This is a genomic window from Pseudomonas oryzihabitans (assembly GCF_001518815.1).
Classification (GTDB): domain Bacteria; phylum Pseudomonadota; class Gammaproteobacteria; order Pseudomonadales; family Pseudomonadaceae; genus Chryseomonas; species Chryseomonas oryzihabitans_E.
In genome coordinates this window covers 2,982,926-3,008,219 of the sequence record NZ_CP013987.1, presented here as the reverse complement: position 1 = coordinate 3,008,219, position 25,294 = coordinate 2,982,926, and the positions used below count along the sequence as shown (strand labels likewise).

The window sequence follows — 25,294 nt, the reverse complement described above, 5'->3', positions numbered from 1 at the left end:
TGCATTTGGGTAAAGAGGTTGTCATTTCTGGTGATTGAGGCCCGGCCCTGCTGCTCCTATCGTGGCGCCAGGCTTTCCTAGAAAGGCCAATGACCGGAGACCGCCATGATTGAGCTTGCCCCTCGTAATACCACCCCTGTGAACAGCTATCCGCATCTGCTCGAACCCCTGCCAGTGGGAGCGATCACGTTGCGCAATCGCGTGGTGATGGGCTCCATGCATACCGGGCTGGAAGAGCGGCCGGGTGGTTTCGCACGAATGGCGGCCTTTTTCGCCGAGCGGGCCCGCGGTGGCGTGGGCCTGATCGTCACCGGTGGCATCGCGCCCAATGAGGAAGGCGCCGTGGCCAAGGGCGCGGCCAAGCTGACCACCGCCGAGGAAGCCGAGCACCACCGCCCGGTGACCGAGGCCGTACACGCCGCGGGTGGTCGCATCTGCCTGCAGATCCTGCATGCCGGTCGCTATGCCTATAACCCACTGCTGGTGGCGCCCTCGGCGTTGCAGGCGCCGATCAATCCCTTCACCCCGCGTGAGTTGCAGGATGCCGAGGTCGAGGCGCAGATCGCCGCCTTCATCCGGTGTGCCCAGCTGGCGCAGCAGGCCGGCTACGATGGCGTCGAGGTGATGGGCTCCGAAGGCTATTTCATCAACCAGTTCATCGCCGCACGGACCAACCACCGCACGGATCGCTGGGGTGGCGATTTCGCCAGTCGCTGCCGCCTGGCGCTGGCCATCGTCGAGGGCATCCGTGCGGCCACCGGTCCGGACTTCCTCATCATCTTCCGCCTCTCGCTGCTGGATCTGGTGGAGCAGGGCAGCACGCCCGAGGAATGCCTGCAGCTGGCGCGCTGGCTGGAGGCCGCCGGGGTGAGCCTGATCAATACCGGTATCGGCTGGCACGAGGCGCGCATTCCCACCATCGCGACCCTGGTGCCGCGTGGTGCCTTCGCTGCGGTCACCGCCCAGCTCAAGGGCCACGTCAGGGTGCCGCTGATCGCCACCAACCGCATCAATACCCCGGAGGTGGCCGAGGCCATCCTTGCCGCCGGCCAGGCCGACCTGGTGTCCATGGCGCGCCCGCTGCTGGCCGATCCTGAGTTCGTCGCCAAGGCCGCCGCCGGCCGGGCCGACGAGATCAATACCTGCATCGCCTGCAACCAGGCCTGCCTGGACCATACCTTCGCCGGCAAGCTGACCAGCTGCCTGGTCAATCCGCGTGCCTGCCACGAAACCGAATTGCAGATCCTGCCCACGGCTCAGCCTCGCACCTTCGCCGTGGTCGGTGCCGGACCGGCTGGCCTGGCCGCCGCCTGCACCCTGGCCGAGCGGGGCCATGGCGTGGTGCTGTTCGAGTCAAGCGAGCGCATTGGAGGCCAGTTCAATGTCGCCAAGCGCATCCCCGGCAAGGAGGAGTTCGGCGAGACCCTGAGGTATTTCCAGCGCCGCCTGGAGCGGCTCGGCGTCGAAATCCGTCTCAATCACCGGGTCACCGCCGCCGAGCTGCAAGCCGGTGACTTCGAGGCCGTGCTGCTGGCCACCGGGGTGACCCCGCGCGTTCCACCCATCCCCGGCGTCGACCATCCCAAGGTGCTGGGCTATCTGGACGTGCTGCTGGAACGCAAGCCGGTAGGGCGGCGGGTGGCCCTGATCGGTGCCGGCGGCATCGGCTTCGACGTGGCGGATTTCCTTACCCATGGGCACCAGGACGCCGACCCCATCACCGCCTTCTACCAGGAGTGGGGCATAGATCCCAGCTTCAGCAACCGCGGTGGCCTGGCCCCGGCCGCGCCGCCGGCAGTGCCGCGTGAGGTCTGGCTGTTGCAGCGCAAGCCCGGCAAGCCCGGCAAGGGCCTCGGCAAGACCACCGGCTGGATCCATCGCGCGCGGCTACAGCAGCGCGGCGTCCAGGCGGTGGGCGGCGTGGAGTATCTGCGCATCGACGATGCCGGCCTGCACCTGCGCCTGCCCGATGGCACCGAGCAGCTGCTTGAGGTGGATAACGTGGTGCTCTGCGCCGGTCAGGAATCCCTGCGTGAGCTGGAAGACGAGCTGGTTGGCGCTGGCATGGCGGTGCACCGGGTTGGTGGCGCGGATGTCGCGGCCGAGCTCGATGCCAAGCGCGCCATCGACCAGGCCACCCGACTTGCCGCTCAGCTGTAACTCTTCGTTGCAATCAGGGATGATTTCTGTGACGCGCTCCGCATAACATCTTCTCTGGGCCGACCCTCGTCCCAATGTCCGGTCTCTCTTCCATCCCGTCGACCAGGATTGGCTAAGCTGCCGTCCTGATGCGCCGGGTGGGGGCCTGGCGTTTCGGAGACGTCGGGCGGGACGCAGCACGAGCGCGTCGTCGCCTGGAGGTTGGCGGTAGGGGCCTGTCCGGTCGCTTCGACCCTGGCATGCCCATGCCCAAGCGGGCACCTGGCGCCAGCCTCGGAATTCATGTGGGATCGACAGAGCACGCGGCTACAGATGGCAGAGACGTTGAACGAAGAGGCGGTACTGACCCCGGTGGTGCTGGGGTTCGGCGACCAGGGCGTGAACCGCGCCCTGTTGTTTCCCGATTTCCAGGCGCTCTGGCAGGGCGAGCAGGGACTGCTCGACTGTGCCGGACGGCGCCATCGCTTCGTCTATCTGCTGCTGGATGACCATCGCCGGGTCAAGGCCGCGGTGTTCTTTCTGCTGGCCTTCGATGCCCAGGGCAGTCCGCTGCCGGAATGGGACCTGCCGCTGGGGGAGCTGGCCGAGCGCGGCGGCGTTGGTCCCGATCTGGGCGCCGGACCAATCCGGCTGGCCAGCCGCAGCCAATGTCCCCTTTCCTGGCACCAGGGCGATCTCTGGGATCCACGCAGCGATGCCGAACACGACGACTGGCAGGCGATCCGTGACTGCCTTGGGCTGGTCGCGCCCCGCGATGGCGAGGTCGAGCTGGCCGGCGAATACCATCCCAGCGCCGCTGACGGCATCGACGTCGAGGCCCGTCTCGAACGGGTCCGCCGCATCCTCGCCCAGGAGCATCAGGAGGCGCTGGACAAGCTGATCGCCGGCCAGCGCACCCGCCTGCTCACCCTGACCCGTCAGCACCAGGAAGACCTGGCGCGCCTGCAACGCGACGCCGACGAGTTGCGCACCGCCAAGGCCGAGCTGGAGGTGCGCTACGCGGCCCTGGCCCAGCACCTGGAGCAGCAGCACGAGCTGGCTCGTCAGCAGCGCGAAGAACTCAACGAACAGATGCACACCCTGGAAAGAAACGCCCTCTACAAGATCGAGGCGCTGCGCATCCAGGCCGAGGCCGAAAGCGAGGCCCGGGTAGCCGCCGCGGTAGGCGAGCTGAAGAACCAGCTGACCATCCGCGAGGTAGAGCTCAAGTACCGCGACGAGCTGGACGGCCAGTTGCAGGACGACATCCGCCAGCTGCGCGAACGCTGCGCCCAACTGGTCGGCGACAGCAACGAGGGTCAGCTGGAGCGCCTGGCTCGCCAGGGCATCCTCTTCGTCACCTTCCAGCCGGGTGCCGGGCACCTCATCCTCAGCCGCCAGGACGTTCCGCGCTTCAGCGCCGATCCGCTGGGTTTCGTCGCCGACCACTGCAAGGTCAGCCGGGAGCAGTACCAGCGCTGGCTGGAGCATCACCAGCAGCCGGTGTGCCAGGCCGAGGTGGACGGCGAGCGCTGCGGCCGGCCAGTGGTCCGCGTGGAGCATCCCGCCCAGTTCGATCCCCTGCGCTCGACCCGTTGCGCCGAGCATCGCGGCGATGACAGCGGTGGCGACGCGGTCGCGCTCTGATCCCTACGGCTCTTCCGATGACCTGTCCTTCACCCGCCGTGCTTCAGGAGGTGCATCTTGCACCCCTGGCCGCGCGTGGCCTGCGTCTCGCCGTGTTGCGCCTGGATCAGCGCCCGGCCGGCCAGAACGGCAACAAGGGTTACAAGCTGCGGCCCTGGCGCGAATGCCTGGCGCGGGGTGAGGGCCGTGGCCTGATCAGCCTGGGCGGCGCCCATTCCAACCATTTGCACGCCCTGGCGGCGGCTGGACGGGAGGAGGGCTTCGTGACCGTCGGCCTCTTGCGCGGCGAAGCCTGCCTGACGCCTACCGTCCAGGATCTCCAGGACAGTGGCATGACCCTGCACTGGCTAGGCTATGGTGGTTATCGTCGTCGCCACGACGCCGACTTCTGGCAGCCCTGGCAGGTGCGCTATCCACACCTGCTGCCCATTCCCGAGGGCGGTTGCGATGAGCGAGCCGCCCAGGCCTGCGCGGGAATCGTCGCGGACGTGCGCCGGGGCCTCGCCGTGCTGGGCTGGCCCGATTGCCAGCAACTCTGGCTGGCCGCCGGCACCGGCACCACCCTGGCCGGGGTGATCCGCGCCGCCGCTGCCGGCTGGCGGGTGGTAGGTGGCCTGGCGGTGCCACCCGGGCATGGCGTCGAGGGCACTCTCGACACGCTACTGGCTGGGCAGGCCGCCTCGAACTGGCGCCTGGTGGATGCCAGTCGCGGCGGCTTCGGTCGGATCGACGCCGAATTGGCCAGGGCCATGGCGGCGTTCGAGGACCAGACGGGCATCCCTCTGGATCCGCTCTATACCGGCAAGCTCTGGCTCGCCCTGTGGCAGGAGATCGAGCGCGGCGCGGTGGCGGCGGGCAGTCGCCTGGTGCTGATCCACAGCGGCGGCCTCCAGGGTCGCCGTGCGCTGGAGGCTCAGCTGGCCAGGCTGGCGGCAGACTGAGTTGGCCAACCTTCGGGCACCAGGAACAGGCGGGCTTCCTCCTCACCCGCGAGGTCGCGGCGCACCAGCAGCTGCGGCCAGATCGGTTCGTCCTCCGGCACCGGCAGGCAGGGGGTGTCGGCCACCGCTGGCGCCAACCAATGTCCCTTGGGCAGCACCTCCCAGTGCCCCTCAGGCATCAGCCTTCGCTCGCACCATAGCTGGGGCTGTGGGGGTGGCAGGGCGCCGGTCGGCCAGGGGAGGGGATTGGCGAGTGGCTGGAACAGATACCCACCCATCCACAGCGCTGCCCGTGGGGGCGCTATGTCCAGCGCCGCCAGACTGGCCTGGGCCAGGGGCGTGGCCGACAGCGGCAGCTGGCGCTGGCGCAGATGGGCGAGCTTGCGCGCCAGCTGGTCCTCGCCGCCGGGACCCAACCAGCGCGGCGCGTCCGGTGGGCCTTCACCCAGGTAGAACTTCACTGCCAGCTCCAGGTGATGAACGCCCTCGGCATCCTCCACCAGGAGATCCAGTTCACCCAGGGTGCGCTCGCCTTCGCGCAAGGGCAGGTTGGCCGCGCGCAGCCGTACGCCAGGTGCGCGCGCCAGGGCGAATTGCCAGAGTCTTTCATACTGCCGGCCCAGGCGGCGGTCGCTGCCCTGGGCGAGCCATGCGGCCAGCTCGGCGGGCGCCGCGTCCTGTTGCCGCAGCCAGTCGGCCAGTCGTGCCGGCTCGCGCGCCCAGTCGCTGGCGCGCAGCGGATGACGGGTATCGGTGGTCGTCAGCAGCGGCGGAGCGACCAGGGTCCAGGCGAGCGCACGCACCTGGGGCTGGCTCAGGCGGCGGGGCAGGGCGTGCAGCTCGGCGAAGGGCGTCATGGTGCCAGCATAGGCCAGGCGAGGCCCCTGCGGATCACCTCGGGCGACCCGTGGTCGGATGGAGGCGGTTTGCCGCTGCCACGGGCTTTCGCCCATACTTTCCGCCCAATCCAGTCAACGGGGCCGCCGGCGCGTCATGGACTCCTTTCGTAACATCGGCATCATCGGTCGACTCGGCAGCACCCAGGTGCTGGATACCATCCGCCGGCTCAAGACCTTTCTGCTGCAACGCGGGTGCAACGTCATCCTGGAAAACACCATTGCCGAGGTGCTGCCCGGGCATGGTCTGCAGACGGTGTCGCGCAAGCTCATGGGCGAGATCTGCGACCTGGTGATCGTGGTCGGCGGCGACGGCAGCCTGCTCGGCGCCGCCCGCGCCCTGGTCCGTCCACGGGTGCCGGTGCTGGGCATCAACCGTGGCAAGCTGGGGTTTCTCACCGACATCCGTCCCGACGAGCTGGAGACCAAGGTCGCCGAGGTGCTCGACGGCCAGTACCTGATGGAGACGCGCTTTCTGCTCGACGCCTTCGTCGAGCGCGGCGGCGAGATGATCGGCCAGGGCGATGCGCTCAACGACGTGGTGCTGCACCCCGGCAAGTCCACCCGGATGATCGAGTTCGAGCTGTACATCGATGGGCAATTCGTCTGCAGCCAGCGCGCCGATGGCCTGATCGTCGCCACGCCCACCGGCTCCACCGCCTACTCGCTGTCGGCCGGCGGCCCCATCATGCATCCCAAGCTGGATGCCATCGTGGTGGTGCCCATGTACCCCCACACCCTGTCCAGCCGGCCCATCGTGGTGTCCGGCGACAGCACCCTGTCGATCCTGGTATCGCCGAACATGACGATCTATCCGCAGGTCTCATGTGATGGCCAGAATCATTTCACCTGCGCACCCGGCGATACCGTGACCATTCAGAAGAAGCCCCACAAGCTCAGGCTGATCCATCCGCTGGATCACAACTACTACGAGATCTGCCGGACCAAGCTCGGCTGGGGCAGTCGGCTGGGAGACGACTGATGCCCCTGGGCTACGATCTGATCGGCGACATCCATGGCTGCGCCCATACCCTGGACCTGCTGCTGGAGCGCCTCGACTACCGGCAGGTGGACGGCGTCTGGCAGCATCCCGAGCGCCAGGCGATCTTTCTCGGCGACCTGGTCGACCGCGGGCCGCGCATCCGCGGCTCCCTGCGCCGAGTGCGCGCCATGGTCGAGGGCGGTCATGCCCACTGCATCCTCGGCAACCACGAACTCAACGCCCTGGCCTGGCACACCCCGGCCAGTCCCGGTACCGGCCAGACCTGGGTGCGTGAACACACGCCCCGGCACCGCCAGCTGATCCAGGAGACCCTGGCCGCCTTCGCCGATCATCCCCAGGAGTGGCAGGACCACCTGCGCTGGCTGTACACCCTGCCGCTGTGCAAGGACTTCGGCCACTTCCGCATCGTCCACGCCTGCTGGGATCAGCCGCTGATCGACGAATTCCTGCATCACTATCCCGATGCCTGCATCGACGAGGATTTCGTGCGCCAGTCCATCATCGCCGGCAGCCTGCCAAGTCGGGTCGCTTCGCGACTGCTCAACGGTGTGTCACTGCCCTTGCCCCATGGTCTGCGCCTCACCGGCAGCGATGGCTATGTGCGAGCGCGCTTTCGCACCAAGTTCTGGGAGAGCGATCCCCAGACCTACGGCGACGTGGTCTTCCAGCCCGATGCCTTGCCGGCGGAAATCGCCTGTGAGCGTCTGAGCGACGAGGAAAAGGCCGGGCTGCTCTGCTATGGCGAAGGTGAGCCGCTGCTGTTCGTCGGTCACTATTGGCGCGATGGTCATCCCGAACCCCTGCGGCCCAACCTGGCCTGTCTGGACTACAGCGCGGTCAAGTACGGCAAGCTGGTCGCCTATCGCCTCGATGACGAGCGCCAGATCGACCCGGACAAGTTCGTCTGGATCGACGTGCAGCGCGAGGAGGGCCGATGAACCAGCCGCAACCCGTGCTACGCGTGCCGCTGGGCCGCGATCTGCTGGGCTTCACCCGCCTGCTGCGCCGGCTGCAGATCCGCCATCGCGTGGTGGAAGAGGGCGACAGCCAGGTGGTCTGGGTGCTGGACCCTCTGCGCGTCGAGGAAACCCGCAGCCTCTATGAGCGCTATCCCGATGGCGATCCCCAGGGCGAAGTCCAGATCACCCGTCGGCCACGCGGCTTCGGCCTGCTGGCGCAGCTCAAGGCCAGCCCGGTCTCCGCGGTTTTCCTCATTGTCACCCTGGTCCTGGGCCTGGTCACCGAACTGGGCGACAACCTGGCGCTGATCCATTACCTGACGCTGCAGGAATTCCGCCTGATCGATGCCGAGCACATCGCCTTTCTCGATCTCGACGTCAGCCTGTCCCGAGGGCAATGGTGGCGCCTGGTCACGCCGATCTTCCTGCACTTCGGCCTGCTGCACCTGGCGATGAACGCCCTCTGGTTCTGGGAACTGGGCCGGCGCATCGAATTCCGTCAGGGCGGCCTGATGCTGCTGCTCCTGACCCTGGTCTTCGCCACCAGCTCCAACCTCGTGCAGTACGCCTGGACCGGGCCGGCGCTGTTCGGCGGCCTGTCCGGCGTGCTCTATGGCCTGCTCGGCCATTGCTGGCTGTTCCAGTGGCTGTCACCCAATCCGGCCTATCGCATGCCGCGCGGCGTGGTGGCCATGATGCTGATCTGGCTGTTGATCTGCCTCACCGGGGTCTTCGACCTGCTCGGTTTCGGCTCCATCGCCAATGGCGCCCATGTCGGCGGCCTGGTGCTGGGCTGCCTTACCGGCTTGCTGGGCGGTGCGCTGGCGCGTCTGCGCCAGCGCTGATCAGCGCCGCCGCTTGAGTTCCGGGGCCAGGCTCAGGGCGTTGCGATAGCGCCCACGGTGCTGGCTGCGTCGGCGGAGCCAGAGCCCGATCAACAAAGACAGGATACCCCCGCCCAGGAAACCCTGGGCCGTCTCGCGTGCCATTGGCAGGTAAGGCGTCACCTGCGGCAACTGCAACCAGGCCACGGTGCCGACAAGCAACGCGGCGAGGCCAGTGAGTGCGGAGAGCGTCCCCACGCCAGCGGTCAGGGAGGTCAGAAAGGGCCGCCGCAAGCGCAGTGGCGGCGGATCGAAATGGTCGTGCTCGGGCAACTGCATGCTCATACCCCAGGCTTTTTATCAGGCCGCCGAGGTTATACGCCTCGACGTGCCTTGGCGAGCCTGAAAAGCCCGGGCTAGCGCAGCAACTGCCGCGCACCCTGCTTGAGCATGTCCCAGCCGTTCGGATCGCCGCTGGCGATGGAGCCAAGGAAGGCCCGCGCCTGTTCGAAGCTGATATGTGGCGGCAACGGCGGCACGCTGGGATCGGTGACGAACTCCAGCACGACCGGGCGATCCGCCTCGAAGGCCTGCTGCCAGGCATCCGCCACCTCGTCCGGTCGATGGATGCGCAGGCCCTTGAAGCCCAGCAGCTCGCCATAGCGCGCATAGGGGAAGTCGAGCACGTCCTGGGCCGGCGCGAACTTGGGATCACCAGCCAGGGCGCGCTGCTCCCAGGTCACCTGGTTGAGGTCGCCATTGTTGAGCACCATGACGATGAAGGTCGGGTTGCTGAATCTCTTCCAGTACTGCTGCAGGGTAACCAGCTCGGCGTTGCCGTTCATCTGCATGGCGCCATCACCCACCAGGGCGATCACCGGGCGATCCGGGTGGGCGAACTTGGCGGCGATGGCGTAGGGAATGCCGCAGCCCATGGTCGCCAGCTTGCCCGACAGCGAGCCCATCATCTGGCCGCTCATGCGGATGTCGCGGGCGTACCAGTTGGTGTGGGAGCCGCTGTCGCCGCAAAGGATGGCGTCGCGTGGCAACTGGCTGGACAGCTCGAAGAACACCCGCTGCGGATTGATCGGATCAGCCGGCGCCAGGGCGCGCTGCTTGATCGAGTGCCAGGATTCCGCGACGCTCTTTTCGATGCGCGTGCGCCAACCATCGTGGGGCTTGCTCTCCAGCAGCGGCAGCAGTCGGCGCAGGGTTTCCGCGGCATCGCCCAGCAGCGGCTGCTCGATGGGATACCTCATGCTGATGTTGCGCGCATGCAGATCGATCTGTACCGCCCGCGCCTGGCCTTCCTTGGGCAGGAATTCGGTATAGGGAAAGGTCGAGCCAACGATCAGCAGGGTGTCGCATTCCTTCATCAGCACATCGCTGGCCTCGGTCCCGAGCAGGCCGATGGAGCCGGTGACGTAGGGCAGTTCGTCGGAGACCACGCCCTTGCCCAGCAGCGCCTTGGCCACCCCGGCGCTGAGCTTTTCCGCTACCGCCATGACCTCGCTACGTGCCTGCAGGGCGCCAGCGCCTACCAGCATGGCGACCTTCTTGCCGGCATTGAGGATATCGGCGGCAGACTGCAGATCGTCTTCCTGGGCATAGGGCCGGGGTGGAATGGCCCCTGCGCCAGACAGCACATTGGCGTGCTGGTGTGGTGGGCTTTCCACTGCCGGCAGCTGCTGGATGTCGTTGGGGATGATCACCGTGGCCACCTGGCGCTCGGCGATGGCCACGCGGAAGGCGCGGTCGATGACATGTCGCAGTTGCGCCGGGTGCACCACCGTCTCCACATAGGCGGAGACGTCCTTGAACAGGGTATGCAGGTCGACTTCCTGCTGGTAGTCGCTGCCAAGCGAAGAGGCGGCCTGCTGGCCCACCAGGGCAACCACCGGCATGTGGTCCATCTTGGCATCGTACAGGCCGTTGAGCAGGTGGATGGCGCCGGGGCCTGAGGTGGCCAGGCAGACGCCCACCTCGCCGGTGAACTTGGCATGGGCACAGGCCATGAAGGCGGCCATCTCTTCATGGCGTACCCGCACATAGTCGAACTGGTCGGCCACCCGGCCCAGGGCGCCCATGATGCCGTTGATGCCATCGCCGGGATAACCAAAGATGCGCTCGACGTTCCACTGGCCGAGACGTTCCCAGAGATGGTCGGCTACGGTCTTGCTCATGTCGTTCTCCTCGTTGAAGGTCTAGGCTTAGGAAGAAGGGCCCGGACGTTAAGTTCCTGCAGCCGGACCGGGCGCGGGTTAGAATGCGCGGCTGATCATCCGGAGCCTTTCATGAGCGAATCCCGCCTGCGCACCTTGCGCGACCACATCCGCTGGGCCGTCAGCCGCTTCCATGCCGAAGAGCTGTTCTTCGGCCATGGCCATGACAACGCCTGGGACGAGGCCCGCGCCCTGGTGCTGGGCGCCGTGCATCTGCCCTGGGACACCGCCGACCGCTACCTGGACTGCGCCCTGGAAGACGACGAGCGCTACGAACTGGGCGTGCTGCTGCACAAGCGCATCCAGGAGCGGGTGCCCACCGCCTATCTGCTTGGCGAGGCCTGGTTCTGCGGCTTGCCGTTCACCGTCGACGAGCGGGTGTTGGTGCCGCGCTCGCCCATCGGCGAGCTGATCGAAGCGCAATTCGCGCCCTGGCTACCAGCCACGCCGGCGCGCATCCTCGATCTCTGCACCGGCTCGGGCTGCATCGGCATCGCCTGCGCCTATGCCTTCCCCGAGGCCGAGGTGGCCTTGGGTGATCTGTCCTACGACGCCCTGGAAGTGGCCTGGCAGAACATCGAGCGGCACGGGCTGGAGGAACGCGTCTATACCGTGCAGGGCGATGGCTTCGCCGGCCTGCCGGGGCAGCGCTTCGACCTGATCGTCAGCAACCCGCCCTATGTGGATGCCGAGGACTTCGCCGACATGCCGGCCGAGTACCAGCACGAACCCGCGCTGGGCCTGGCCTGTGGCGACGACGGCCTGGACCTGGTGCGACGCATGCTGGCCGAAGCGGCCGATCACCTCACCGAGCAGGGCATCCTGATCGTGGAGGTGGGCAACAGCCAGGTCCACGTCGAGGCGCTCTATCCGGAAGTCGATTTCACCTGGCTCGAATTCGAGCGCGGCGGCCATGGCGTCTTCCTGCTCGCCGCCGCCCAATGCCGCGAGCACCAGGCGCTGTTCCGCAGCCGTCTGGTCCCCTGATCACCCGCGGTCGCCCCGCGGCGGCCGCCCTTTCTTTACCGAGGTCTACCCGTGTTTACCGAACTCGCTCTGCACGAGCGCCTGCTCAAGGCCCTCGATACCCTGGGCTTCAAGACGCCCACTCCGGTCCAGGCCGCTGCCGTCGGCCCGGCCCTGGAAGGTCACGACCTGCGTGTCACCGCCCGGACCGGCAGCGGCAAGACCGCGGCCTTTCTGTTGCCGCTGCTGGATCGCCTGCTCAAGGATCCCCAACCCCGGTCGGGGGCCCGTGCGCTGATCCTGCTGCCGACCCGCGAGCTGGCCCAGCAGACCGCCAAGGAAATCGAACGCTTCGGCCAGTTCACCTTTCTCAAGGCCGGCGTGGTGATCGGCGGCGAGGACTTCCGCGTCCAGGCCGCCGGCCTGCGCAAGAATCCGGAGATCCTGGTGGCCACCCCCGGTCGCCTGCTGGAGCAGCGCAACGCCGGCAACGTGAACCTGAAAGACATCGAGATGCTGGTGCTCGACGAAGCCGACCGCATGCTCGACATGGGCTTCTCCGAGGACGTGCTGCAGATCGCCGCGAGCTGCGAGCGCGAGGGTCGCCAGACCCTGCTGTTCTCCGCTACCAGCGGCGGCAACAGTCTGCGCCAGGTGGTCGAGCAGGTCCTGCGCGAGCCGCAGAATCTCATGCTGGACCGTACCGGCGAACTGAACGAAGCCGTGGTGCAACAGGTGATCCTGGCCGACGAGCCGCCGCACAAGGAGCGCCTGCTGCAGTGGCTGCTGGCCAACGAGACCTACCGCAAGGCCATCGTCTTCACCAACACCAAGGTGCAGGCCGATCGCCTGACCGGCCGCCTGGTGGCCGAGGGCCTCAAGGTCTTCGTGCTGCATGGCGACAAGGACACCAAGGACCGCAAGCTGGCCGTCGAGCGGCTGCAGAGCGGTGCGGTCAAGGTGCTGATCGCCACCGACGTGGCCGCCCGCGGCCTGGACGTCGAAGGCCTCGACCTGGTGATCAACTACGACCTGCCGCGCAGTGGCGACGAATACGTCCACCGCATCGGCCGTACTGGTCGCGCGGGCGAGGCGGGTACGGCGATCTCCTTCGTCACCCATGGCGACTGGAACCTGATGTCCAGCATCGAGCGCTATCTCAAGCTGAGATTCGAGCGTCGTCAGCTGCCAGGCCTCAAGGCCAGCTACAACGGTCCGAAAAAGCTCAAGGCCTCGGGCAAGGCCGCTGGCGTCAAGAAGAAAAAGACCGAGGGCAAGAAGGACGGCAAGGCCAAGACCAAGGCCAAACCCAAGTCCGAGCGTCGTCCCGGTGCCCTGGTGCCGACCTCGGCCGACGGCTTCGCGCCGCCGCGCAAGCGCACCCAGGAGTGATCCGGCGCCGTGCGTGAGGCGGGTACCGCTCACGCACGGCAGGGCAGGCTAGTGCTTGGCGGTGTTGTCGAACAGCTGGAAGACCGTCGCGCGACGGGTCGGCCGCTGCAGATCCGGTTGCTGGACCAGCAGCCAGGCCTGTAGCTCCGGTTCTGGCATGGGTTTGCCGATCCAGAAGCCCTGGCCCTCGTCGCAGCCCATGGCCAGCAGGCTGGCCAGCGCTTCTGCGGTCTCGATCCCTTCGGCGGTGATGCGAAAGCCCAGCTGATGGGACAGCTCGATCAGGGAACTCACGATCAGCCGGTCCTTGGTGCGATGGGTTAGCTCGCGGATGAAGCTGCGGTCGATCTTGATGGTATCGGCCGGCAGTTCACGCAGGTGCGAGAGGTTGTTGTAGCCGGTGCCGAAGTCATCGATGGCGATCCCTATGCCCAGCTCGCGCAAGGCGGCCAGTTGGCGGTGGATCAGCGCCGCATCGCCCAGCAGGGCATTCTCGGTGACCTCCAGCTCCAGACGCCGAGCATTGACCGGATAGCGCCGCAACAGCGCGGTGGTCTGGTCGGTGAAGTCCGGATCGTTGAGGTCATGGGCGGAGATGTTGATCGCCACACCCAGGCCGCGACCCTCGCGCTGCCAGGCATAGGCCTGGCTGATGGCGTTCTGCATCACCCAGCGACTCAAGGCGGTGATCAGCGCGGTCTTTTCCGCCAGGGGAATGAATTCCGCTGGGCTGATCGGTCCCAGGTGCGGATGCTCCCAGCGCAGCAGGGCCTCGACGCTCTGGCAGCGCCCCGTGGACAGGTCGATACGCGGCTGATAGACCAGGCTCAACTGGTCATCCGCACGCAGGGCCTGGGGCAGGGCGCTGAGCAGGGCGAAGGCGCGGCGGTAGCTGGCGTCGTGTTGCGGATCGAAGTGCCGGCAGCCGCGCATTTCGGCGCGGGCGTCATCCGCGGTGGCGATCAGGGCGCGTAGCCAGTCGGTAGGATGGTCGTCGGTCAGGGACATCACCCCCAGACCGAGGCGGCTCTGGATAGGAATGCCGTTGTAATCCAGCACCCCGGTCAGCTCGTGCTGCAGACGTTCGAGCAGGTCCCGTTGGGCGGCCTCGTCGGCGTCGTGCAGGAGAAAGCCGAAGCGCGCGGCGCCCAGCCGATACAGCGGCTGGTCGGACGGCAGCAGGCGGCGCAGGTGCTGCTTGATGGCGCGCTGCAGGCCATCGAAGTGCGCCTGGCCCATGGCCTTGATGAAGTCGTTGAGATAGCTCTGGGCGAACAGGTCGGCCGCCACCGCGACCACCCGGGTGCCCTGGCGGGTCAGGGCTTCGGCGTCCTCGATGAAGCGCTGGCCATTGGGCAGCTGGGTGACCGGGTCCCAGAAGGCCTCGGTACGCAGCAGCTCGATGTGCTGGGCCGCCAGCGCCGCCAGTTGCTGCAGTGCCAGCAGGCGGTCCTGAGGCAGGGCGGCCCGGGGTGCCGAATCGAACAGGCACAGGCTGCCCAGCATCAGGCCTTCGGCCGTGCGTAGCGGTGCGCCCAGATAGAAACGGATGTTCGGCTCCTCCTTGACCACCTTCAGATCGGCGAAGCGCGCATCGCTGCGGGCGTCTTCCACCTGCAGCGGCAGGGAGGTTTCCTGCAGGTGCTGGCAGAACGACTGGGAGCGCGGCACGGTAAAGGGCATGCAGCCCACCGTGGCCCGGCAGTGGACCTGCTGGCCATCGAGAAAGCAGATCATGGCGTAGGGGACGTCGAACAGTCGTGCGCAGAGGTCGGTGAGATCCTGGAAGGCACGGTCGGAGGGACGATCGATCAAGGCAAGATCACGCAGCAGTGCAAGACGCTGGCGTTCATTGGCCGCAGTGAGTGGAGCAGGCTCCATAGCAACGTCTCGGTGCGCTGTAGTAGCAGATTGCTACTTAGAGCGTGATCGGATCGAGAGTTCCCTTGTTGGTTGCATCACGACCGCCGGTACCTCCAGCGGTCTAGGCGGCGAAGTAGAAAACGGCGAACAACCGGGCCGGGTCGGTCCATACCTGTATCTGTCTGAAGCCGGCGTTTTCGGCGAGGGCGCGAAAGCTTTCCAGGCTGTATTTGTAGGAGTTTTCGGTATGGAGCCGTTCGCCTTCGTGGAAGGTGAAGCTCTCGCCTTCCAGACGCACGGTCTGGTCGCGGGTACTGACCAGATGCATCTCGATGCGCGAGGCGATGGGCTCGAAGAAGGCCAGATGGCGAAAGCGTGCCGGATCCAGGTCGGTATCCAGTTCACGGCGGATGCGCCGCAGCAGGTTGAGATTGAAGTCCGCGGTGACTCCGGCGGCGTCGTTGTAGGCCGCATCCAGTCGGGCCCGGTCCTTGATCAGGTCCACCCCGATCAGCAGGCCGCCAGTAGCCGGCAGCATCCGGTGCAGATTGCCGAGGAAAACGCCGGCTTCCTCGGGGGTGAAATTGCCGATGCTCGAACCCGGAAAAAAAGCGATGGGCCGCAGGCCGTCGAGGCTGTCGGGCAGGGTCATCGGCCGACTGAAATCGGCGCAAGCGGCACTCACATCCAGCCAGGGATAGTCAGCAGCCAGGCGCTGCGTGCTGCTGAGCAGGAATTCCCGCGAGATGTCGATGCCCAGGTAACCCGCCGGGCGCATGGCTTCCAGCAGCAGGCGCACCTTGCGACTGGCGCCACTGCCCAGCTCGACCAGCGCGGCGTCCCGGCCGGCCAGCCGAGCGATCTCGCCGGCCGCCGTGGCGAGGATTTTCTCTTCGGTACGGGTAGGGTAGTACTCGGGCTGCTGGGTGATTGCCTCGAACAGCTCCGAGCCGCGCTGATCGTAGAAGTACTTGGGCGACAACGCCTTGGGGGTCTGGGCGAAGCCCTGGAGCACATCGTCCCGCAGCGAGGTGCCGGCGCTGGCCACCGGCTGCTGATCGAAGAAGCGCACGGCAAGGGCCATGGGTCAGACCTCTCTGGCCAGACGCAGGCCGGAGAACTGCCAGCGCATGGTGGGATAGAAGAAGTTGCGGTAGGTGGCACGCACATGGTCCTGTGGGGTGGCGCAACAGCCACCGCGCAGCACCATCTGACCGGACATGAACTTGCCGTTGTATTCGCCCAGGCTACCTGGAAGTGGCTTAAAGCCGGGGTAGGGGCGGAAGGCGCTGCCGGTCCATTCCCAGACATCGCCGAACAGTTGGCGCATGCCCTGGCCTTCGCTGGCGACCGGTTGCAGACGGTCCTGCTCGACGAAATTGCCCAGGATCGGCTGGCGGGCTGCCACGGTTTCCCACTCCGCCTCGGTGGGCAGGCGGGCACCGGCCCAACTGGCATAGGCATCGGCTTCGTAGAAACTCAGGTGGCAGACCGGCGCCGCGGGGTCGACGGGGGTCAGGCCGCCCAGGGTGAAGTGGTGCCAGACACCATCCAGCTTCTGCCAGTACAGCGGCGCCTGCCAGCCGAGGCTGCGGATGGCCGCCGCGCCGTCGGACAGCCAGAGGTCGCTGCGGCCATAGCCGTTGTCTTCGATGAACGCCAGGTATTCGGCATTGGTGACCAGGCGATCGGCCAGCTGGAAGTCATCGACGAACTGCCGGTGGACCGGGGTCTCGCAATCGAAGGCGAAGCCTTCGCCGCCATGGCCGACATGACGGACGCCACCCGGGTGCGTCTCCCAGCCCAGGGACGTGACCTGGCGCGTGCTGCCCTCGGCCAGGTCGGCGCGATAGACCGGATGCAACGGGTTCTGCGCCAGGATGTGCTTGATGTCCATGAGCAGCAGTTCCTGGTGCTGCTGCTCGTGGTGCAGCCCCAGTTCCAGGCGCCGCGCGATCTCGGCGGCGTGTTCGGCCGGCGGGGCGCTGAGCAGCTCGGCCATGGCCTCGTCCACGGCCGCGCGGAAGCGATAGACGTCGTCCACGCCTGGGCGTGACAGATGCCCACGAGCCGCCCGGGGAAAGGGCTTGCCGTGGGTTTCGTAGTAGGAGTTGAACAGGTAGTCGTAGGCGGGATTGAGCGTCTGGTAGCCCTTCAGGAAGGGCTTGAGGATAAAGGCCTCGAAGAACCAGGTAACGTGCGCCAGATGCCATTTCGGCGGGCTGACGTCGGCCATGCTCTGGATCACGTAGTCTTCGGTGGTCAGGGGCGCACAGAGCGCCTCGCTGGCGGCCCGGACCCGCCGAAAACGCTCCAGCGGGGTGGCAGCGGTATGGCTCGCGGCGGGCAGTTCGCGGGCGAGAGGATTCATGACGGTCTCCCTGATCGGTCTTCCTGTGGTCAGGAAACCGACCGGGCGGCATAAGTTTAGTTCGCCCGGTTATGACGGGCGGTCTCGCTTGCCGGTCTCTACCACCAGGTTTCCAGCTGCACGCCGAAGTTGTTGCCGTGGCGGGCATCGCCGAAGGCACCGCTGTCGGATAGTGCCGTGCCGGCTACCGCAGCGTCCTGGGCGCCACGGTTCCAGCTGGCATAGGTCCAGTAGAGGCGGATCTCCGGGCGGTCCATCAGGCCCATGCCGCCCAGGGCCAGCGTCGGCGCGACGGTGACCTTGTTCAGGGTACGGGTGGCGCCGCTGTCCGGATGGATCTGGTCATGGCCGAATTCCACCTGCAGCTTGAACAGCCGGGTGAAGGCATAGCTGGGGCGCACGCCGAAGGAATACCAGGTCTGGCCACCGTCGCCCGGCGCCCGGTCGCGCTGGTAGAGCGCCAGCAATTGGCCGCCGAAGCGTGGCGTGATCTGCCAGCGCGGCGATTCGAGGATACGCAGGCTTTCATATTCCTGATCCGCGGTCAGGCTACCGGTGGCGCCCAGCCCGGTTCCGGGGCCACGACCATACTGCACGGTGAAGACGTTGACCCCACCGAAGAATTGCGCCTGCTTGTGCTCGGCGGTGGCTGACCGGCCGCTGTGAGCGCCCTCTACCTGGCCGGCGCGCTGGATATAGGACAACCCCAGTTCGATTTCGCCGCCAGGGTTGGTCTTGATGCCGCCGAGGTTGAGGTCATGGCGGTTGGCCTTGTCCGGCTGGTTGATGTTGTCTTCCCGACTGAAGGCGTAGCTCAACCGCACACCGCTGTCGCCCAGGCCGTAGTCCTCGATGCCGAAGCCGGTGCCACTCGGATTCCAGTAGTAGAAGTCGTTGATATGGATGTCGTGGCGCTTGTAGTAGCGCCGGCCGGCCCAGACGCCGCCACCGTTGAGCGCCGGCAGGCTGAGGCTGGTCCAGATCTGCGGCAGGCGCACGTTGCCGTTGTCGCCGCTGAAGGTGGGCGTCTGGTCGTAGACGTTGTAGAGGCTGGCCATGCCGTGCACCTTGAGTTCGGTGCCATCGACGCCCTTGTACAGCGTCTGGTGCAGTTCGAGTTCCCAGTAGGTCTCGCATTCGTTACCCAAACGGTACTTGGCCGGTGCGCCGGGCAGTTGGAAGCAGCTCTGCTTGCCGCCCGTGTCGGCGCCACCGACGCCTACCCGTCCGTAGCCGTTGAATTCCAGCGCCATGGCGGTCAGCGGCAGGCTGCTGGCAAGCAAGGCAAGGCAGGAGGCGGTGCCGGCCTGGCGGAGAACTCTACTCATCCCAAAAAATCCCTCTGTGGTTGGCGAACGCCGATCGGACCTGGCGTCAGGTCGACAAGTTGCGCGAAAAGCTACTCCTATCAAGGACTTGGAGTAGCGTCGATGCCATGGTGGGCCAGGCTGAAAGCGGCGGCCTAAAGAGAATGGTTGACGACCATGCCCTCCGCTGGCGACGCTGGGTTTTTTGGCCAGGTAAAGTATTACAAGATGAAACCGACGCTGCTGATGGCCCCGCAATTGCCCCAGGGACTGGTTACCCAGCTCGAAGCCCGCTACCGGGTACTGGGCCCCTTTCCTTCCGCGGATCCCGCCGCTTTGCCTGCCGGCGCCCAGGAGGCGGTGGCCCTGCTGACCATTGGCGGCCTGCCGACCCGCGCGGCTTTGCTGGACGCGCTTCCGGCACTGCGCCTGGTAGCCTGCTATGGCACCGGCTACGAGGGCGTGGAGCTGGCAGCCTGTCGCGAACGTGGCATCGCCGTGACCACCGCCGGTGACGCCAATGCCACCGCCGTGGCTGAATTCACCTTTGGCCTGATCCTGGCCAGCGCTCGCCGCCTGTTGCAGGGCGATGCCTTCGTCCGCAGCGGCCGCTGGCAGGGCAACGCCGTCGAGCGCATGCCCCAGGTTCCGGGCCTGGCCGGGCGCCGACTGGGCATCTATGGCCTGGGCGAGATCGGTCGGCGCATCGCCCGCCGCGGCGAGGCTTTCGACATGGAGATCGGCTACTTCAATCGCTCGCCACGCACGGGGCTGGACTATGCCTACCACGGCAGCCTATTGGAGCTGGCGCGCTGGAGCGATGTGCTGGTGGTAGCGGTCCGCGCCAGCGCCGAGACTGTGGGCGCGGTGGATACCGAGGTCCTGGTCGCACTCGGCGCCGAAGGCCACCTGGTCAATATCTCTCGTGGCAGCGTGGTCGACGAAGAGGCCCTGGCCGACGCCTTGGAGCAGGGGGTGATCGCCGGCGCGGCGCTGGATGTCTTCGCCCGCGAACCCGAGGTGCCCGAGCGCCTGCGCCAGCAGCCCAACCTGGTGCTCAGCCCCCATGTCGCGGCCAATGCGGCTTCGGCCCAACAGGCCCAGCAACAGGTGATGCTGGCCAACCTCGAAGCCATGCTGGAGGGGGGCGAGTTGCGCAATCGCATCGCCTGAGAGCCTGTTAAAAGTCTGCTGCGCGTCGGCCAAACGGCGTTGAATACACCCTGGATCGCCAGCCCGGTCGGAATGCTCATTTACCACTCGTAAACTCGCACGCGAGCCCGGTCCGCTTCCTCAGGTCTCTTCGCCTTGTTTGGCTCTAGCTCACTAGACTTTAAACAGGCTCTTATTCGCCGCCGGTCGGCTTGGGTTGTGGCCCCTGATGGCCACTCCCATATTTGGCTCATGACCTCGATATCGCCTGCCGCCGTCCTGGCGGACTTTCACGACGCGCCGCGCAGCTGGTTCACGACGCGCTTTCCCGCTCCGACCGAGGCGCAGCTGCAGGCCTGGCCGGCCATTCGCGCCGGCGCCTCGGTGCTGGTGGCGGCCCCCACCGGCTCGGGCAAGACGCTGACCGCCTTCTTCGCCGTGCTGGATGGCCTGGTGCAGGAGGCGTTGCGGGAAGGCGGCCTGCCCGAGACCTGCCTCTGGCTCTATGTGTCACCGCTCAAGGCTCTGTCCAACGACATCCGTCTCAATCTCGAAGAACCCCTGGCCGGCATCAGTGCAGCGCTGGAGGCGCGGGATTTACCGCCCTTGGGGTTACGCACGGCGGTGCGGACGGGGGATACGCCACAAAAGGAGCGGGCGGCGATGCGTCGGCGGCCGCCGCACCTCCTGGTCACCACGCCCGAGTCCCTCTATGTGCTGCTCGGCTCGGATTCCGGGCGGCGGATGCTGGGTAGCGTCCGCGGTGTGATCGTCGACGAGATCCACGCCATTGCCGACGGCAAGCGCGGCAGTCACCTGACGCTGAGCCTGGCGCGACTGGAGGCCTTGGCGGGGCGTCCACTGCAACGCATCGGCTTGTCCGCTACCCAGAAACCCCTGGCCGCCGTCGCCGCCTTTCTGGTCGGGCGCGATGCCAAGGGGCAGGCACGACCCTGTACGGTGGTCGACATCGGCCACCAGCGTGCTCGCGATCTGGCCCTGGAGGTGCCCCCCGTTCCCCTGGAGGCGATGCTCTCCACCCACGCCTGGGAGCTGGTCTACGACCGCCTCGCCGAACTGGCCGAGGCACACCGCACCACCCTGGTGTTCGTCAACACGCGGCGCCTGGCCGAGCGCATGGCGCGTCAGCTCTCGGATCGCCTCGGTAATGGCCAGGTCGCCGCCCACCATGGCAGCCTGGCCAAGGAGCAGCGGCTGGATGCGGAGCAGCGCCTCAAGCGCGGCGAATTGCGCCTGCTGCTGGCGACCGCTTCCCTGGAACTGGGCATCGACATCGGTGATGTCGACCTGGTCTGCCAGATCGGCTCGCCAGGCTCCATCGCCGCCTTTCTGCAGCGGGTCGGGCGCGCCAATCACCAGGTCGGCGGCCTGCCCAAGGGACGACTGTTTCCCACCTCGCGCGACGATCTGGTGGAATGCGTCGCGCTGCTTGATTGCGTGCGCCGGGGCGAACTGGACACCCTGCACATCCCCCAGGCACCGCTGGATGTCCTGGCCCAGCAACTGGTGGCCGAGGTGGCCTGCCAGGAGTGGTCGGAGACAGCGCTGCTGGCCGTGCTACGCCAGGCCGAACCCTATGCCGCTCTCGAAGAGGCGGACTATACCGCGGTCGTGGAGATGCTCAGCCAGGGCTATACGGATCGCCGCGGGCCGCGTGCCGCCTATGTGCACCGGGATGCGGTCAATGGCCTGCTACGCGGTCGGCGCGGCGGCAAGGCCACGGCGGTGATGAGCGGCGGCACCATCCCCGAGAGTGGTGATTTCAGCGTGCTGTTGGAGCCCCAGGGCCATACGGTGGGCAGCGTCAACGAGGATTTCGCCTTCGAAAGCCTGGTAGGCGACGTCTTTCAGCTTGGCAACACTGCTTACCGCATCATCAAGATCGAAGGCAGCAAGGTGCGGGTGGAAGACGCCAAGGGGCAGCCGCCCAACATTCCCTTCTGGCACGGTGAGGCGCCGGGGCGCAGCGACGAGTTGTCGGCGGGCCTGGCGCGGCTGCGGGCGGAACTCGAACCGCTGCTGCCCGGCACCGACGAGCCACCGGAACCGGCCATCGCCCGCATCGGCGCGGCCTATGAGCTGGAGGAGGGTGCCGCCCGCCAGTTGGTGGACTATCTGGGTCGTGCCCGGCAGGCGCTGGGTGCGCTACCGACGCAGCAGACGCTAGTGATGGAGCGCTTCTTCGACCAGGCCGGCGGCATGCAGCTGATCATCCATGCCCCCTTTGGCAGCCGCATCAACCGCGCCTGGGGCCTGGCCCTGCGCAAGAGATTCTGCCGCAACTTCAATGTGGAGCTGCAAGCAGCAGCCACGGAGAACGCCCTGATCCTCTCGCTGGCGACGAGCCACAGCTTCGTGCTCGACGAGGTCTGGCGCTACCTGCATCCGGCCACCGCCGAGACCGTGCTGGTCCAGGCCCTGCTCGATGCGCCACTGTTCGCCGTGCGCTGGCGCTGGAACGCCACCACGGCGCTGGCGCTGCCGCGCTTCAGTGCCGGGCGCAAGGTGGCTACCCAGGTGCAACGCATGCGCAGCGAAGACCTCCTAGCCACGGTCTTTCCCGACCAGGTCGCCTGTCTGGAGAATCTCGTGGGCGAGCGTCAGGTGCCAGACCATCCACTGGTCCGCCAGACCCTGGATGACTGCCTGCACGAATCCCTCGACAGCCGCGGCTGGCTGGCCCTGCTGGCGCGCATCACCGGTGGGCAATTGACCCTGCTGACCCGCGATCTGCCCGGGCCGTCGCCGCTGGCTGCCGAAGTACTCACGGCCAAGCCCTATGCCTATCTGGACGACGCCCCGGTCGAGGAGCGGCGGACGCTGGCGGTGCAGAATCGTCGCTTCGGCGGCGCCGATCCCGACGAGCTGGGCGCCCTGGATCCCGCCGCCATCGCCCTGGTGCGCGACGAAGCCTGGCCACGCCTGGAGACGGCGGATGATCTGCACGAAGCCCTGCTGGGTGTGGGCTTTCTCACCGAGGCCGAGCTGACGCGGCACCAGTCCCAGGTCCGCCAGCTGGTCAAGGCCGGCCGAGCCGGTTGCCTGCGGCTGCCGGAGGCGACCCTGTGGATCGCGGCCGAGCGCCTGCCGCTCTTTCAGGTGCTGTTTCCCGAGGCCTCCACGGAGCCGCCGCTCAGCCCGCCGCCCGGATTCAAGGCGCCTGCGGATCCTGAAACGGCACTGGTGGAGCTCTTGCGCGCACGCCTCACCGCCCTTGGGCCGGTGGACCAGCGTCCGTTGGCCGCGAGCCTCGGCCTGCCGCCAGAGCGCCTCACCCCGGCGCTGCTGGTGCTGCAGAGCGAAGGCTACGTCTTGCAGGGGCGCTTTACCGAGGCGGACGGCGCGGTGGAGTGGTGCGAGCGCCACCTGCTGGCGCGCATCCATCGCTATACCCTGGGACGCCTGCGCAAGGCCATCGAGCCGGTGGCGCTGGCCGACTACCTGAGGTTCCTGCTGGAGCATCACCATCTGGCCGGTCTGGCGACCCTGAGGGGCGGAGAAGGCCTGGAACAGGTCATCGGCCTGCTGGAAGGCTTCGAGGTCGCCGCCGCGGGCTGGGAAGGGGAGGTCCTTCCCAGTCGTCTACCGGATTACCAGTTTACCCACCTCGATGATCTCTGCCGCGCTGGCCGGGTCGTCTGGCTGCGCCTGCCGCAACCCGGACGCGGTGGCGGCGGCCCGGTCAAGGGCTCACCCATCGTCCTGCTGCCCCGACGTCATCTCGCCGACTGGAACAGCCTCACCACGCCCCCGCTGGCCGAGGCCCTGTCGCCCAAGGGGCAGCGGGTGCTGGAGGTGCTCACGCGTCGCGGTGCCTCCTTCTTCGATGAGCTGCTCGGCGAGGCGCGCCTCTTGCGCAGCGAGCTGGAAACGGCCCTGGGCGAGCTGGTTGGTATGGGCGCGGTCAACGCCGACAGCTTCGCCGGTCTGCGCGCCCTGTTGCTACCAGCAGCCAAGCGCGGCAGCCGCACCGGTCTGCGCCGCGGGCGAATGCCTCTCTATGGCGGCATGGACGACGCCGGGCGCTGGGCGGCCTTGCGACTGGCCGAGGGCCCTACCGAGGAGCGGTTGCCGGATGCCCTGCTGGAGCGGTTGGTCTGGCTGTTGCTGCGCCGCTATGGCGTGCTCTGCTGGCAGCTGCTGCAGCGTGAGAGCGAGGTGTTGCCCCCCTGGCGCGATCTTTTGCGCGCCTGCCATCGTCTGGAAGCCCGTGGCGAGATCCGGGGCGGTCGCTTCATCGCCGGCCTGTCCGGCGAGCAGTTCGCCGATCCGGCGGCCATCGCACCCTTGCGGGAATGGCGCCAGCGCCCGCCGGAGGATCTATGGGTATGCGTGTCGGCGCTCGATCCGCTCAATCTGGTCGGCACCCTGCTGCCGGGCGCCAAGGTGCCTGCCGTGGCTGGCAATCGCCTGCTCTATCGCGATGGCGTACCCATCGCCACCCGGGTAGGGGCGAAGGTCAATTGGCTGGTCGAGCTGGAGGCCGGGGAGCAGGTGCGGGCGCGTCAGGCTCTGCAGCAACTGGGGCGGGAGCGTCCCCAGGTGGGGCTTGGGCGCAGTCTGTTGCGGCAGTAGCGGACAGCCGTGGCGTTTAGAAGAAGGGGTGCGAGGCCTTGAGCATGAGGGCACTGTCGCAGTAGGTGTTGTGGCCCGAATACACCGAGCAGTCGGCGCCTCTCAGGCTGGTACCGCTATAGGTCAGGTTGAACAGGGTGTTCACCCACTTGCGGCTCAGATTCACCGACCAGTCGTTGAAGCTGCGCACCATGCCACCGCTGTCGAGAGTAGAGGGCACATCCAGCACGTAATTGGTGTACTTGAGCGATACGCCGGTCTTGATCAGGGGCAGGGTACCCAGGTCGGCATAGACCGAGGCGTTGTGGCGGCCCGGATCGTTGGCGAAGGCCGCGCCCAGGCGCTTGCCGTAGACGGTCATGCCGGAATAGAGCTCGCGGCTGGGATCGACGTTCTGGATCAGGTTGCTGTAGTTGATCACACCCAGTTCGTAGCCATAGCCGGGGGCGAAGCGATGCTTGTAGCCGGCGTAGGTGTCCATCTCCAGCAGCGGCGCTTCGGCGGACGAGGCGTTGTTGGTCGTCCACTGGCCGAAGTACAGGCCGCTGTCGTGGGTGAGATCGAAGCCACCACCCATGCCGGCGGAGTTAGGGGCGACCAGGCCTTGGGCCATGCTGCGTGAGGGCGCCGTGCTCATCTTCAGATCGAAATCCCCCACTTCACGCTGCATGCCCCAGCTGGCAGCCATCGCCGGGCTCGTCAGGAGTCCGAGGATGAGGAGTAGAGGTAAGGATCTGGTCATGTAAGCACTCCTGCTGTGCCGATAGCGCAATTGATGGAGATGTGATGGGGATAACAACAAGCAGGGAGAACACCAGGGTGCAACCACCTTGATGGCATCGTTGTTATTAGATGAGAAACCACGGCTAACCCGTTATCGCCATTGGATGATAACCAACGAAGCTGGGTTTTTTTCACCATTCGTCAGTTTCCGGATCATCCATTGAACTCGCCAAGAGTAACCAGACAGGCGAATTTGATATGGGTTCCAACAATAATCATCGACACACCAACTG

The 25,294-nt window shown here is 66.8% G+C and carries 18 protein-coding genes; 10 read left to right on the top strand and 8 right to left on the bottom strand.

What is annotated here, in order from left to right; genetic code table 11:
• The first annotated feature begins 105 nt into the window (after window positions 1-105).
• From APT59_RS13715 to APT59_RS13705, 3 genes are all read left to right on the top strand, one after another.
• Window positions 106-2,160, top strand: coding sequence for an NADPH-dependent 2,4-dienoyl-CoA reductase (locus tag APT59_RS13715; RefSeq protein ID WP_059315364.1), 2,055 nt, complete (start codon window positions 106-108; stop codon window positions 2,158-2,160).
• Between the two features lie 312 nt (window positions 2,161-2,472).
• On the top strand, window positions 2,473-3,786 hold the full coding sequence (locus tag APT59_RS13710) for a chromosome partitioning protein ParA (RefSeq protein WP_174523139.1): 1,314 nt from the start codon (window positions 2,473-2,475) through the stop codon (window positions 3,784-3,786).
• A 17-nt stretch (window positions 3,787-3,803) separates the two neighbouring features.
• Window positions 3,804-4,727: a 1-aminocyclopropane-1-carboxylate deaminase/D-cysteine desulfhydrase gene (locus APT59_RS13705; RefSeq protein ID WP_059315362.1), complete on the top strand. Its 924-nt coding sequence runs from the start codon at window positions 3,804-3,806 to the stop codon at window positions 4,725-4,727.
• Here the strand turns inward: APT59_RS13705 and APT59_RS13700 are convergent.
• Complete coding sequence (locus APT59_RS13700) at window positions 4,700-5,680, bottom strand: DUF1853 family protein (RefSeq protein WP_082696357.1); 981 nt, start codon at window positions 5,678-5,680, stop codon at window positions 4,700-4,702. The genes APT59_RS13705 and APT59_RS13700 overlap by 28 nt on opposite strands.
• Before the next feature lie 40 nt (window positions 5,681-5,720).
• On the opposite strand from APT59_RS13700, the gene APT59_RS13695 reads away from it, so the two are divergent.
• The 3 genes from APT59_RS13695 to APT59_RS13685 are packed head-to-tail and all read left to right on the top strand — an operon-like array spanning window position 5,721 to window position 8,430.
• Window positions 5,721-6,605, top strand: coding sequence for an NAD(+) kinase (locus APT59_RS13695; protein WP_059315361.1), 885 nt, complete (start codon window positions 5,721-5,723; stop codon window positions 6,603-6,605).
• On the top strand, window positions 6,605-7,564 hold the full coding sequence (locus tag APT59_RS13690; RefSeq protein ID WP_059315360.1) for a metallophosphoesterase: 960 nt from the start codon (window positions 6,605-6,607) through the stop codon (window positions 7,562-7,564). The genes APT59_RS13695 and APT59_RS13690 overlap by 1 nt, the downstream gene beginning before the upstream one ends.
• A complete protein-coding gene (locus APT59_RS13685; protein WP_059315359.1) occupies window positions 7,561-8,430 on the top strand; it encodes a rhomboid family intramembrane serine protease in 870 nt (289 codons plus the stop codon). Before APT59_RS13690 ends, APT59_RS13685 begins: the two co-directional genes overlap by 4 nt.
• Here APT59_RS13685 and APT59_RS13680 read toward each other — a convergent pair whose 3' ends face one another.
• Both APT59_RS13680 and APT59_RS13675 read right to left on the bottom strand, forming a co-directional pair.
• Window positions 8,431-8,748 carry a hypothetical protein gene (locus APT59_RS13680; protein ID WP_237140518.1) on the bottom strand — a complete coding sequence of 106 codons (318 nt, stop codon included), beginning with the start codon at window positions 8,746-8,748 and terminating at the stop codon, window positions 8,431-8,433.
• 77 nt (window positions 8,749-8,825) lie between these two features.
• Window positions 8,826-10,592 (bottom strand): thiamine pyrophosphate-requiring protein, encoded by a 1,767-nt coding sequence (locus APT59_RS13675; protein ID WP_059315357.1) that lies wholly within the window; start codon window positions 10,590-10,592, stop codon window positions 8,826-8,828.
• A gap of 111 nt (window positions 10,593-10,703) precedes the next feature.
• Between APT59_RS13675 and prmB the strand changes: the two genes are divergently transcribed.
• Window positions 10,704-11,618 carry a 50S ribosomal protein L3 N(5)-glutamine methyltransferase gene (prmB, locus tag APT59_RS13670; protein ID WP_059315356.1) on the top strand — a complete coding sequence of 305 codons (915 nt, stop codon included), beginning with the start codon at window positions 10,704-10,706 and terminating at the stop codon, window positions 11,616-11,618.
• Between the two features lie 51 nt (window positions 11,619-11,669).
• Window positions 11,670-12,989, top strand: coding sequence for a DEAD/DEAH box helicase (locus APT59_RS13665; protein ID WP_059315355.1), 1,320 nt, complete (start codon window positions 11,670-11,672; stop codon window positions 12,987-12,989).
• Between the two features lie 48 nt (window positions 12,990-13,037).
• Here the strand turns inward: APT59_RS13665 and APT59_RS13660 are convergent, their stop codons facing one another.
• The 4 genes from APT59_RS13660 to APT59_RS13645 all read right to left on the bottom strand — a co-directional run bounded on the left by APT59_RS13660 (window position 13,038) and on the right by APT59_RS13645 (window position 18,551).
• A complete protein-coding gene (locus APT59_RS13660; RefSeq protein ID WP_059315354.1) occupies window positions 13,038-14,870 on the bottom strand; it encodes a GGDEF and EAL domain-containing protein in 1,833 nt (610 codons plus the stop codon).
• 103 nt (window positions 14,871-14,973) lie between these two features.
• A complete protein-coding gene (gene egtD / locus APT59_RS13655) occupies window positions 14,974-15,936 on the bottom strand; it encodes an L-histidine N(alpha)-methyltransferase (RefSeq protein ID WP_059315353.1) in 963 nt (320 codons plus the stop codon).
• A gap of 3 nt (window positions 15,937-15,939) precedes the next feature.
• The gene (egtB, locus tag APT59_RS13650) at window positions 15,940-17,223 is read right to left on the bottom strand and encodes an ergothioneine biosynthesis protein EgtB (RefSeq protein ID WP_059315352.1); all 1,284 of its coding nucleotides are present in this window, start codon (window positions 17,221-17,223) and stop codon (window positions 15,940-15,942) included.
• Between the two features lie 98 nt (window positions 17,224-17,321).
• Entirely contained in the window at window positions 17,322-18,551 is a 1,230-nt protein-coding gene (locus APT59_RS13645; RefSeq protein WP_059315351.1) for a maltoporin, read from the bottom strand.
• Window positions 18,552-18,758: 207 nt separating this feature from the next.
• Between APT59_RS13645 and APT59_RS13640 the strand changes: the two genes are divergently transcribed.
• Both APT59_RS13640 and APT59_RS13635 read left to right on the top strand, forming a co-directional pair.
• Window positions 18,759-19,703 (top strand): NAD(P)-dependent oxidoreductase, encoded by a 945-nt coding sequence (locus tag APT59_RS13640; RefSeq protein ID WP_059316904.1) that lies wholly within the window; start codon window positions 18,759-18,761, stop codon window positions 19,701-19,703.
• Window positions 19,704-19,934: 231 nt separating this feature from the next.
• Window positions 19,935-24,278, top strand: coding sequence for a DEAD/DEAH box helicase (locus APT59_RS13635; protein ID WP_059315350.1), 4,344 nt, complete (start codon window positions 19,935-19,937; stop codon window positions 24,276-24,278).
• 16 nt (window positions 24,279-24,294) lie between these two features.
• Here APT59_RS13635 and APT59_RS13630 read toward each other — a convergent pair whose 3' ends face one another.
• Window positions 24,295-25,020 (bottom strand): TorF family putative porin, encoded by a 726-nt coding sequence (locus tag APT59_RS13630; protein WP_059315349.1) that lies wholly within the window; start codon window positions 25,018-25,020, stop codon window positions 24,295-24,297.
• Window positions 25,021-25,294: the final 274 nt, after the last annotated feature.

Excerpts from the sequence above, each read along its gene's own strand:
- APT59_RS13715 (WP_059315364.1), top strand. The coding sequence starts at position 106 with ATGATTGAGCTTGCCCCTCGTAATACCACCCCTGTGAACAGCTATCCG.
- APT59_RS13710 (WP_174523139.1), top strand. The coding sequence starts at position 2,473 with ATGGCAGAGACGTTGAACGAAGAGGCGGTACTGACCCCGGTGGTGCTG.
- APT59_RS13705 (WP_059315362.1), top strand. The coding sequence starts at position 3,804 with ATGACCTGTCCTTCACCCGCCGTGCTTCAGGAGGTGCATCTTGCACCC.
- APT59_RS13700 (WP_082696357.1), bottom strand. The coding sequence starts at position 5,680 with ATGGGCGAAAGCCCGTGGCAGCGGCAAACCGCCTCCATCCGACCACGG.
- APT59_RS13695 (WP_059315361.1), top strand. The coding sequence starts at position 5,721 with ATGGACTCCTTTCGTAACATCGGCATCATCGGTCGACTCGGCAGCACC.
- APT59_RS13690 (WP_059315360.1), top strand. The coding sequence starts at position 6,605 with ATGCCCCTGGGCTACGATCTGATCGGCGACATCCATGGCTGCGCCCAT.
- APT59_RS13685 (WP_059315359.1), top strand. The coding sequence starts at position 7,561 with ATGAACCAGCCGCAACCCGTGCTACGCGTGCCGCTGGGCCGCGATCTG.
- APT59_RS13680 (WP_237140518.1), bottom strand. The coding sequence starts at position 8,748 with ATGCAGTTGCCCGAGCACGACCATTTCGATCCGCCGCCACTGCGCTTG.
- APT59_RS13675 (WP_059315357.1), bottom strand. The coding sequence starts at position 10,592 with ATGAGCAAGACCGTAGCCGACCATCTCTGGGAACGTCTCGGCCAGTGG.
- prmB (WP_059315356.1), top strand. The coding sequence starts at position 10,704 with ATGAGCGAATCCCGCCTGCGCACCTTGCGCGACCACATCCGCTGGGCC.
- APT59_RS13660 (WP_059315354.1), bottom strand. The coding sequence starts at position 14,870 with ATGGAGCCTGCTCCACTCACTGCGGCCAATGAACGCCAGCGTCTTGCA.
- egtD (WP_059315353.1), bottom strand. The coding sequence starts at position 15,936 with ATGGCCCTTGCCGTGCGCTTCTTCGATCAGCAGCCGGTGGCCAGCGCC.
- egtB (WP_059315352.1), bottom strand. The coding sequence starts at position 17,223 with ATGAATCCTCTCGCCCGCGAACTGCCCGCCGCGAGCCATACCGCTGCC.
- APT59_RS13645 (WP_059315351.1), bottom strand. The coding sequence starts at position 18,551 with ATGAGTAGAGTTCTCCGCCAGGCCGGCACCGCCTCCTGCCTTGCCTTG.
- APT59_RS13640 (WP_059316904.1), top strand. The coding sequence starts at position 18,759 with ATGAAACCGACGCTGCTGATGGCCCCGCAATTGCCCCAGGGACTGGTT.
- APT59_RS13635 (WP_059315350.1), top strand. The coding sequence starts at position 19,935 with ATGACCTCGATATCGCCTGCCGCCGTCCTGGCGGACTTTCACGACGCG.
- APT59_RS13630 (WP_059315349.1), bottom strand. The coding sequence starts at position 25,020 with ATGACCAGATCCTTACCTCTACTCCTCATCCTCGGACTCCTGACGAGC.